The 8356-nt window shown below is 60.5% G+C and carries 10 protein-coding genes; all 10 read right to left on the bottom strand.

Annotated elements, in window-relative coordinates:
- Nucleotides 1-599: 599 nt before the first annotated feature.
- Nucleotides 600-1040, bottom strand: coding sequence for a hypothetical protein (locus Q3C01_RS44270; protein WP_458151629.1), 441 nt, complete (start codon nt 1038-1040; stop codon nt 600-602).
- Between the two features lie 86 nt (nt 1041-1126).
- Nucleotides 1127-1462: a hypothetical protein gene (locus Q3C01_RS44265; protein ID WP_458151628.1), complete on the bottom strand. Its 336-nt coding sequence runs from the start codon at nt 1460-1462 to the stop codon at nt 1127-1129.
- Between the two features lie 99 nt (nt 1463-1561).
- Nucleotides 1562-1825 (bottom strand): hypothetical protein, encoded by a 264-nt coding sequence (locus tag Q3C01_RS44260; RefSeq protein WP_458151627.1) that lies wholly within the window; start codon nt 1823-1825, stop codon nt 1562-1564.
- Between the two features lie 290 nt (nt 1826-2115).
- Nucleotides 2116-3132 (bottom strand): patatin-like phospholipase family protein, encoded by a 1017-nt coding sequence (locus Q3C01_RS44255; protein ID WP_458151631.1) that lies wholly within the window; start codon nt 3130-3132, stop codon nt 2116-2118.
- A 348-nt stretch (nt 3133-3480) separates the two neighbouring features.
- Nucleotides 3481-4908, bottom strand: coding sequence for an autotransporter domain-containing protein (locus tag Q3C01_RS44250; RefSeq protein ID WP_458151630.1), 1428 nt, complete (start codon nt 4906-4908; stop codon nt 3481-3483).
- A gap of 311 nt (nt 4909-5219) precedes the next feature.
- Nucleotides 5220-5660, bottom strand: coding sequence for a hypothetical protein (locus Q3C01_RS44245; RefSeq protein WP_458151629.1), 441 nt, complete (start codon nt 5658-5660; stop codon nt 5220-5222).
- An 86-nt stretch (nt 5661-5746) separates the two neighbouring features.
- Nucleotides 5747-6082, bottom strand: a complete 336-nt coding sequence (locus Q3C01_RS44240; protein ID WP_458151628.1) for a hypothetical protein — start codon at nt 6080-6082, stop codon at nt 5747-5749.
- A 99-nt stretch (nt 6083-6181) separates the two neighbouring features.
- Entirely contained in the window at nt 6182-6445 is a 264-nt protein-coding gene (locus tag Q3C01_RS44235) for a hypothetical protein (RefSeq protein ID WP_458151627.1), read from the bottom strand.
- Nucleotides 6446-6767: 322 nt separating this feature from the next.
- Nucleotides 6768-7205, bottom strand: coding sequence for a hypothetical protein (locus Q3C01_RS44230; RefSeq protein ID WP_458151626.1), 438 nt, complete (start codon nt 7203-7205; stop codon nt 6768-6770).
- Nucleotides 7206-7207: 2 nt separating this feature from the next.
- The gene (locus Q3C01_RS44225; RefSeq protein WP_458151625.1) at nt 7208-8083 is read right to left on the bottom strand and encodes a formylglycine-generating enzyme family protein; all 876 of its coding nucleotides are present in this window, start codon (nt 8081-8083) and stop codon (nt 7208-7210) included.
- Between the last annotated feature and the right edge of the window lie 273 nt (nt 8084-8356).

Genomic DNA, 8356 nt, shown 5'->3' with positions numbered 1-8356 from the left:
CTGCATGTCAGCGATGAGGCCGGCGACGAGATCTTCGTGCTGCCTTTCGCATTCGTGCTCGGCAAGTCGCACTGAGTGGATGCCATGCCATCGCGGCTGCCATCATACTTGATTTTTCGTCAGGGCGTAGACGCGGTAATCACCGCGATCATCCAACGTGCGTTTGCCGGAGCGATGTTCGCGCAGGCGCATGTCCGTCGTAGCCATCACGCCGTCTCAAGTGCATCGCGCGACTCCAAATGGCACATTTGGGAAAGACCACTTAAAGGTCTTGCCTCCCGGGGTCGTGCAGTGCCTCTCTAATGGAGTTTGCGGATTGGACGGAACAACCGGGCTGGCCCCAGGATCCTGCGTCCCTGTTGGCTTGGTCGTGGTTGTGAACTGTGGTCCGGTGATCGGATCGCCGGCTGAGGCCACCGTCAGTCCGAATGAACCCGCGCTGTGAGCGGACGCTGAGGCCAGAACCATGGCTACAATCATCTTGTGCATCTGATGTCTTCCGTTTTGCCTGGCCGTAAGACTCGGAATGGCGCGCATAGTCCCGTCGAACGGCTGCGGGAAGTGAGGGGTGGTGGCGGCGACATTGGCACCGAGACCGGTCACATCTTGTTTTGCAGTCCCAGGGCTTTCATCAACCTGTCGAGCGTCTGCTGCGATTGCGGCGAGGCGCCTTTGCGGATCTGCCGGTAGACGTCTGCGTCGGTCGGCGGGGGATCGCGATCGGCATCGCCATCGGCTTCGCCGGGGGCTGCCTGCGCATCCGGGCTTTTGCCGCCCTCGGCGTCGGTCGGATCGCCGGCGCCAGGTTTTGATCTCTGGATGATCGTCGCCGAGTTGCCGCCGTTATGTTGCTCGATGCTGGTGTAGCCGGGGGCCGTTTTGACCTGCTTCTCGGTCTTGGATGGGTCGCCGCTCTGGGTGATCGTGGCAGAATTGCTGCCGTTGTTCACGGACGTCGTCTCCGCCCGCGCGGACGCGCTCGCCAGCGCAGCCATCAACATTGCCGCAAGCACAACCGACTGTCGTTGAATGGGCTTCATGTGTACCTCCTTGACGATGATGTGTGCGTTGGGCGAGGCCGAAACCCGCCCAATCGCCGTACCGCTGGCCCGATTGGCCAGCGGCCTCACCATTGATGGACCCTGACGCGGTTGCCATCGCCGACCTGCATGGCGCCGGCGCTGTTGTCACGGCCATGCTGGCTGGTTCCGGCAAAGTTGCCGTTTCCGAGCTGCAGCTGGCTCGAACTGTTGCTCGTCCCGGACTGCCGTGCGGTCGCCGACATTCCGTTGCCGGCCTGTACCTGGCCGTTCATGTTGTACTGGCAGTTCTGGCTGACGCTGTCACTCGCGCCGTTGCCGATCTGGGTCCTCGCATGCACGCAGGCGGTGATGCCGCCGGCGAATGCCGGAGCGGAGACCAGGCTCAGCGCGGCACTGGCAATCAACAGAAGCTTTCTCATGGATGTGGTCCTTTCGAGGTTTGCGAGACGGAAAGGAGTGTGAGGGACCGGCCCGGCACGACTCCTTTCCGCGCGATGTGGGATCGCTCAGCTACCGGCTTAGTGACGGCGCTGAAACACACCGGCCCAGTTGCCGTCACCGTTCTGGCCGATACCGGCGTTGTTGTTGCGGCCGACCTGGTGGACAGCGGCGCCGTTGCCGTTACCGAACTGAACGACCTGGCTGTCGTTGTCGCGACCGCGCTGGAAGGTCTCGGCACCGTTGTTGTTGCCGTTCTGCACGATCGAGGACGAGTTGCCGGCATAGGCCGAAGACGCGAGCGAGAGCACGGCCGCCGAGACGAGGAGGATGGAGCGAAACATAGTGTTTTCCCTTTGGGTGAAGTCGAACCGCGTGATTGCCGTTCGATGATTTGACATAGGCCTCGTCGGCACCGAACTCTGTGCGCGGAGTCACGCATGATGAAGCAGAGCGCTCTTGCATTCGCATCGCCCCAGCGAGCGGTACTCGAATGCGTTGGAACTCGCGACTGAACCAGGACATGTGCGCGCGATCGACATGCGCCGCTGAAACAGCGCTTCCGTATCTCGGCCTTCGAACGTCGCGCGTGATCAGAAGGCGCCGAGCGCAGACAACTGAGGCTTCGTCGCGCTCACAAGTATCTCGCGTGAACATCGATGGTCGAACGCGCGCCGACATGACAAAACTTCGTCGCCAACCACGCCTCAGCGCAAGAACGTCCTACGTCGCGCAAATGAATGAGAAACTCCCAGTCCGCGTTATACTTGGAGGCGACGCCAAGGTCTTTCATGAACGATTCTGCCTCGATCGCGTGAATTAGCATCGTCTTTATTTCGTCACCCAGCGTACCTCTTTTGACGAGCTTGTTGGCGAACGCAATCGCCCGCATTTCGCGCATCAGCGACGAATTGAAGCTGATTTCGTTCAGTCGATTTAGTATGTCGCCAGACGTGCGAGGAATCGCCTCACGCACGATCGGGTTGATGTGAATGACTATGATGTCCGTGGATTGGCAGTCATAAATGAGCGGGAATATTGCAGGATTTCCCATGTAGCCGCCGTCCCAATAAGCTTCGCCATCGATTTCGATAGCCTGGAACAAGAGCGGAAGGCACCCGGAAGCGAGAACGGCCGCCACCGTCACTTCATCATTCTCGAAGATCTTCACTTTTCCGGTGCGCACATTCGTCGCACAAAGGAACAGCTTGACGACGTTCTCTCTGCGCAACCGCTCAAAATCGATGGTCTTCTCGAGCACGTCGCGCAGCGGGTTGTAGTTCAACGGATTGAACTGATAAGGCGACAGAAGTCGCGTCATCATATCGAAGAATATGAACGCCGGAGAATTCTCGATCGAGCCTGTCTGCAATAGGCGATCGAATGGGGACGGCTGCAGTGGCCCCCACGCCGCAGCTTCACTGATACGTCGCCAAAAATCCGCAAGACTGCGTTTTGCTCCCTCGCGCCCGCCGATTGTCAAGCCATACGCCATAACCGTGGCGTTCATGGCGCCGGCGCTCGTCGCGCAGATTCCCTCGAAGGACATCCGATCGTCCTCAAGGAGGCGATCCAAGACGCCCCAGGCAAATGCGCCATGTGCTCCGCCGCCTTGTAGAGCAAGGTTGACCGTCTTGCTTGTCGTATCCATCAGCGCCCGCCAGCTACGCCGTTGCGCGAGACAAGATTGCAATGGATTTGCACACAGCCGAAATGATCGGATAGTCAACTTAGTCTGGCTGTACGAAATCCAAAAGTGCAATCTCTCGTCAATTGTCGCGCTTTGAGACGTCCTTGTTTTTGTTCATGCTCGCAATGACATTTGGCGGCCAACGATGAGTTGACCCTGGGACGGCTCATGGTGCCTTGAAGCTGCCCGCCGCTGCACTGCCCTGCCAGCAGATAGACGCAACAAAAATCGCCGATCGCAATGCGGCAATGAAAAGTCGCTCCGGCCGGGAAAGGGTTCGGGGGGCCTTCAGATTTCAGATGCGGCGATTCAGAAGCCGTATCGAAATCCGGCGTTCAGCCCGAAACTGTTGGAGCCGTTGTTGGCGACAATTCCCTCGGCTGCAACATTGAAGCGCGCATTGGGCGCGAAGTTATACCCGAGGCCGCCAGACATACGGACATAGGCATCCCGGATCGGACGTACCGGTGTGAAGATCGGGACGTCCGGCGCGAGCGTGAACGCAGTGTGCAGGATGGGCATGGAATTGCGCAGGTCCTTCTCTACGGTCACGTCAAAGAAGACGTCGGTCCTTGGGCCGAACACGGCGAATTGCGGTTGTACGCGCACGCCACCGCTAACCACCGCTGACTGAAGAAACTGATCTGCGACCGTCTGGGTCAGGAATGGATCGCCGGCCTCGGAATAACCCTTGACGTGGGTGTCCGTGTAGGTGAACCCGCCAATCGGACCGAGCCGCACGGTGCCGAGATCGAAGAGGTAACCGGCCTTGATTGCGGCAACCGAACTATTCGCGTCGGTGTTTGGCGTGATCGGTCCGAAAAAGCCGGTACGAGAGACGTCGAACTGATTCCAGCCGTACGCCGCGATCGCATGAACGAACAGCGAGCTGGTGTCGTAGGCCAGGAAGCCTCCGAGATGGAAAGAGTCGAGATCCGTCGAGCCCAGCCCTTGCTTGAGATCCGAGGCGATGTGCGTGTAGCCGAATGTCGGTCCTATCGTGAGGTTCGGCGTCACGTAAAACTTGCCACCGGCGAGGACGCCGGCCGAATCATAGCTGTATCTAGTCGATCCGAAGGCGTCCGCATGATCGCCATGCCGATAGTTGGCTTGCACGAACACTGAAGCTCGACAGGGAAGCGACGGTGCCTTGACGGGCAGAGGCTGATCGACGCAGGCCTCGCCACGGCCGGTGTCGAGCTGCGACAACAAGTCGCGCGAGAAACCTTGCGCGCTGATTTGGGCCATGCTCGGCAGCGCCGCTGCAGTTTCCGGTGCAAATAGCAGGTTCGACGCAATGCGCTCAAGGTATCCCGTTCCGGCCGCGGTGATCGTGGACGCCGGGAGTTGAATGACGATCGCAGATGTATTGTTGCCCGTCTGCGCGACGGCGGAGGCGTTAGTCGGTCCAACCTGAATGACGTAAGCGTGGCTGAAATCGCCGACCTGGGTAATGTTCGCGGTGTTGGTGCCGTCGACCTGGATGATTGCGCTGCGGCTGTAAAAGCCGTTCTGGTTGACGGTTGCCGTGGGATTCGGCGCCAGTTGGACGATGCCGGCAATGTTCCGCCCGTCGCCGAACGCCTGGTTCAGCGCGATCGGTCCGTTAAGCGGCACAAACCCGAAGCCGGTCGTATCGACGAATCCGGTTTGTGCACTGGCCGATCCGCCGAGCAACACGACCGCCGCGCCGACCGCATATCCAAGCCATGCCCGCTTGGCCGACTCGCCATTCATTGCCCACCCCTGCCGAGGATTGCATCAAGCTTCCAGCTGTTCGCATATTACCCGATACGAGAGGACTGGCTGTTGCGGCCAAGTGACAGCATCTGAAATCTTTTGAAATCTTTGCGAGCCGCGAAAGGCGCACCGGTATCCTGTTGCGGAATTCGCGCTACACTCAAGGCCGCCGAGGCGGCTCGCCTCAAGACACGTCTCGTTCTTTGATGGCTGGAACCGTCGCGTGCACGTGGTGCATGCGACGAGGTTCCAGTGGCCATGTACTCGCGCGATCGACGACGCAGTTCATGGAAGGCCGCCGAAGCGGGTCACATCTTGTTTTGCAGTCCCAGGGCTTTCATCAACCTGTCGAGCGTCTGCTGCGATTGCGGCGAGGCGCCTTTGCGGATCTGCCGGTAGACGTCTGCGTCGGTCGGCGGGGGATCGCGATCGGCATCGCCATCGGCTTCGCCGGGGGCTGCCTGCGCATCCGGGCTTTTGCCGCCCTCGGCGTCGGTCGGATCGCCGGCGCCAGGTTTTGATCTCTGGATGATCGTCGCCGAGTTGCCGCCGTTATGTTGCTCGATGCTGGTGTAGCCGGGGGCCGTTTTGACCTGCTTCTCGGTCTTGGATGGGTCGCCGCTCTGGGTGATCGTGGCAGAATTGCTGCCGTTGTTCACGGACGTCGTCTCCGCCCGCGCGGACGCGCTCGCCAGCGCAGCCATCAACATTGCCGCAAGCACAACCGACTGTCGTTGAATGGGCTTCATGTGTACCTCCTTGACGATGATGTGTGCGTTGGGCGAGGCCGAAACCCGCCCAATCGCCGTACCGCTGGCCCGATTGGCCAGCGGCCTCACCATTGATGGACCCTGACGCGGTTGCCATCGCCGACCTGCATGGCGCCTGCGCTGTTGTCACGGCCATGCTGGCTGGTTCCGGCAAAGTTGCCGTTTCCGAGCTGCAGCTGGCTCGAACTGTTGCTCGTCCCGGACTGCCGTGCGGTCGCCGACATTCCGTTGCCGGCCTGTACCTGGCCGTTCATGTTGTACTGGCAGTTCTGGCTGACGCTGTCACTCGCGCCGTTGCCGATCTGGGTCCTCGCATGCACGCAGGCGGTGATGCCGCCGGCGAATGCCGGAGCGGAGACCAGGCTCAGCGCGGCACTGGCAATCAACAGAAGCTTTCTCATGGATGTGGTCCTTTCGAGGTTTGCGAGACGGAAAGGAGTGTGAGGGACCGGCCCGGCACGACTCCTTTCCGCGCGATGTGGGATCGCTCAGCTACCGGCTTAGTGACGGCGCTGAAACACACCGGCCCAGTTGCCGTCACCGTTCTGGCCGATACCGGCGTTGTTGTTGCGGCCGACCTGGTGGACAGCGGCGCCGTTGCCGTTACCGAACTGAACGACCTGGCTGTCGTTGTCGCGACCGCGCTGGAAGGTCTCGGCACCGTTGTTGTTGCCGTTCTGCACGATCGAGGACGAGTTGCCGGCATAGGCCGAAGACGCGAGCGAGAGCACGGCCGCCGAGACGAGGAGGATGGAGCGAAACATAGTGTTTTCCCTTTGGGTGAAGTCGAACCGCGTGATTGCCGTTCGATGATTTGACATAGGCCTCGTCGGCACCGAACTCTGTGCGCGGAGTCACGCATGATGAAGCAGAGCGCTCTTGCATTCGCATCGCCCCAGCGAGCGGTACTCGAATGCGTTGGAACTCGCGACTGAACCAGGACATGTGCGCGCGATCGACATGCGCCGCTGAAACAGCGCTTCCGTATCTCGGCCTTCGAACGTCGCGCGTGATCAGAAGGCGCGCTCGGGTCTCAATGCGCGGTCGATCACCACGTCTCTTACGGACAGTCGTCGCGCGACCCGTTCAAGGGGTGGGAATGGCGCGGTCGGACGTCTCGGTCGCGACCGCGTTGCCAATCAGGAGATCGATCGGAACGCCTTGTCCGTTGCGACACGTCAGTAGCCCCGAGCCTGATGATCCGGATGCGACGATACGGCATTCATCGTCGTCCATGATCAACATGCCTTCCAGCCGTCCGGACGAAACTTTTACCTGGACGCGTGCCTGCTTCTGCTCGACGCCATTGACGCTGCACAGGCCGACATGCCGCAGCGTGACCGTTCCCGAATAGTCCGCGGCCGGGCGCGTTGCCGCTTTCGCGAGACTTCCCGCAATCTCCCACTCGTGGAGATAACCGATGTGCCCACTGGTGGAGTAGGATTGCGCCCAAGCGGCGGGACTAGCCGCAGCCAACAAGAGTAGTACCGCAACCATCGAGCGCATCATTCCCGCGAGCGCCATGACTACTGCAACTCCCGCACGACACGAAAGCCGTTGGCGTAATAGCGGACGTCAACGTCGTAGCGAAACCTCGCCGACGATCTGACGTCACTGCCCTTGCTGAGGAAGTTGCCCCCGCGCAGCACCCGCAGGCGGCAGTCGCCCGACGTCCAGGCCGAGGCATCCTTCGGCGCATTGCGATAGGAGTCGTTCCAGCAGTCCTCGACCCATTCCGCAGCATTACCCGATGTGTCATAGAGCCCAAAGCCGTTTGGCCGGAACGAGCCCGCTGGCACGACCTGCTGCTTGATCGGACTGCCACAGCCGTCGCACTGCGCATGACCAGTGCCGATGTCCTTGCCCCACCAGAACGGCGTTCTGGTTCCCGCACGCGCGGCATATTCCCATTCCGCCTCACTGGGCAGACGGTATTTTTGTCCGGTTCTCTGCGACAGCCAGGCAACGAACAGCTTGGCGTCCTCCCAGCTGACATTGATAACCGGCCGGTCGCCACGTCCCCAGCCGTGATCCTCGGGGCGCACCTTGCACGCACCAATATCCGCGCACTGATCCCATTCCGCGAACGTCACCTCGCGGCGGCCAATGGCGAAGGGCTTGCGAATGCTGATCTGGTGCTCAGGCTTCTCATAGGGCGTGTCATTCGATCCCATCACGAACTCGCCCGGCGGCACGATCACAAGCTCGGGACAATTGTCGCAATCGCGAATTAGCTCTCCCGGCTCCGGATTGGCGCTCTGCTGAGCTACCCTGGTATCGGATGACGCGGAAGGCGGGTCGGCAGACGGGCCGTTGCTCAGCCCTCGCTCGACGCTCGCTGCAGTACTCGCAAATTCAACCAGCGCGAATAGCAAAAACACGGACAAGACAGCGGATCTCATGTCGTGATCTCCGGTCGGCTCGAACGATCGGGAGTATGCACACGTCACATTCAATGCGGCATAACATGCTTCATTCGGCCGCAACCGGCAAGGCGACGGGCGCGGCGCCGAATTTCGGTTTACATTGGGCGGCAAAGGGATATCGTTTCATTCCCCCTTCATTTTTCCGGACGGGGTTACTGTCGACGCGCAATTATTTCAGATTCCCGCGACTAGTGCGGTCCAGATTGTGGTCCATGCATTGGGAAAATTGCGATGATGCAACGATTGCTG

The sequence above is a fragment of the Bradyrhizobium sp. UFLA05-109 genome (assembly GCF_054185165.1).
The sequence above is the reverse complement of the archived record's forward strand: the minus strand, read 5'-3'. Positions and strand labels throughout refer to the sequence as shown.

Bases quoted from the DNA above. Each gene is read 5' to 3' on its own strand.
- Q3C01_RS44270 (WP_458151629.1), bottom strand. From the start codon at position 1,040: ATGAAGCCCATTCAACGACAGTCGGTTGTGCTTGCGGCAATGTTGATG.
- Q3C01_RS44265 (WP_458151628.1), bottom strand. From the start codon at position 1,462: ATGAGAAAGCTTCTGTTGATTGCCAGTGCCGCGCTGAGCCTGGTCTCC.
- Q3C01_RS44260 (WP_458151627.1), bottom strand. From the start codon at position 1,825: ATGTTTCGCTCCATCCTCCTCGTCTCGGCGGCCGTGCTCTCGCTCGCG.
- Q3C01_RS44255 (WP_458151631.1), bottom strand. From the start codon at position 3,132: ATGGATACGACAAGCAAGACGGTCAACCTTGCTCTACAAGGCGGCGGA.
- Q3C01_RS44250 (WP_458151630.1), bottom strand. From the start codon at position 4,908: ATGAATGGCGAGTCGGCCAAGCGGGCATGGCTTGGATATGCGGTCGGC.
- Q3C01_RS44245 (WP_458151629.1), bottom strand. From the start codon at position 5,660: ATGAAGCCCATTCAACGACAGTCGGTTGTGCTTGCGGCAATGTTGATG.
- Q3C01_RS44240 (WP_458151628.1), bottom strand. From the start codon at position 6,082: ATGAGAAAGCTTCTGTTGATTGCCAGTGCCGCGCTGAGCCTGGTCTCC.
- Q3C01_RS44235 (WP_458151627.1), bottom strand. From the start codon at position 6,445: ATGTTTCGCTCCATCCTCCTCGTCTCGGCGGCCGTGCTCTCGCTCGCG.
- Q3C01_RS44230 (WP_458151626.1), bottom strand. From the start codon at position 7,205: ATGGCGCTCGCGGGAATGATGCGCTCGATGGTTGCGGTACTACTCTTG.
- Q3C01_RS44225 (WP_458151625.1), bottom strand. From the start codon at position 8,083: ATGAGATCCGCTGTCTTGTCCGTGTTTTTGCTATTCGCGCTGGTTGAA.